This window comes from Pseudomonas sp. DD1 (assembly GCF_044510355.1).
GTDB classification, from domain to species: Bacteria; Pseudomonadota; Gammaproteobacteria; order Pseudomonadales; family Pseudomonadaceae; genus Aquipseudomonas; species Aquipseudomonas shahriarae.
In genome coordinates this window covers 1-674 of record NZ_MSAJ01000031.1, presented here as the reverse complement: position 1 = coordinate 674, position 674 = coordinate 1, and the positions used below count along the sequence as shown (strand labels likewise).

The window sequence follows — 674 nt, the reverse complement described above, 5'->3', positions numbered from 1 at the left end:
GTCGAGGGTGCTTACTACGCCCAGCAGTTCACCAAGCTGTATGCCGCTCAGCGCATCGGCACTCTGCCCGACAACAGCCACCTGCCGGTGATGACCATTTGGGACATCGGTGTGAGCGACTCCACCGCCATCTGGTTTGTGCGTCAGGTTGGCGAGCAATACCACGTCATCGATTACTACGAGAACTCAGGCGAAGGCCTTCGGCATTACATGAAGGTGCTCAAGGACAAGGGATACACGTATTCCGAGCACTGGGGCCCGCATGACATCGAGAATCGCGAGTTCGGCAGTGATGCGAAGACGCGCAAGGACATAGCCCGAGAGGGTTACGAGATCGATGGCCAGGTTTACCGGATGACGTTCCAGGTTGTCCCGAAGATCGGGGTGGACGACGGTATCGAGCAGGCCCGCGAAATTCTGTCCAAGTGCGCCTTCGACGAATCGAAGTGCGAAGAGGGCATTGCCTGCCTTGAGAACTATCGCAAGGAGTGGGACGACAAGAAGGGCTGCTGGAAAGACAAGCCGCTGCATGACTGGACGTCTCACGGCTCCGATGCATTCCGGTACTTCGCTGTCGCCAAGAGCGCAAAGAAGCCGGTCAAATCAATCAAAATGGGATTCGCACGCTAATGGCAGACGTCACATACACCCGCCCGGAGTACGACGCGGCACAG

Annotated in this window: 1 pseudogene; it reads left to right on the top strand. The window is 57.4% G+C overall.

Features of this window, described 5'->3' with window-relative positions:
• A pseudogene (locus PSFL_RS19070) lies at positions 1-630 on the top strand (terminase); the annotation flags it as partial.
• Positions 631-674: the final 44 nt, after the last annotated feature.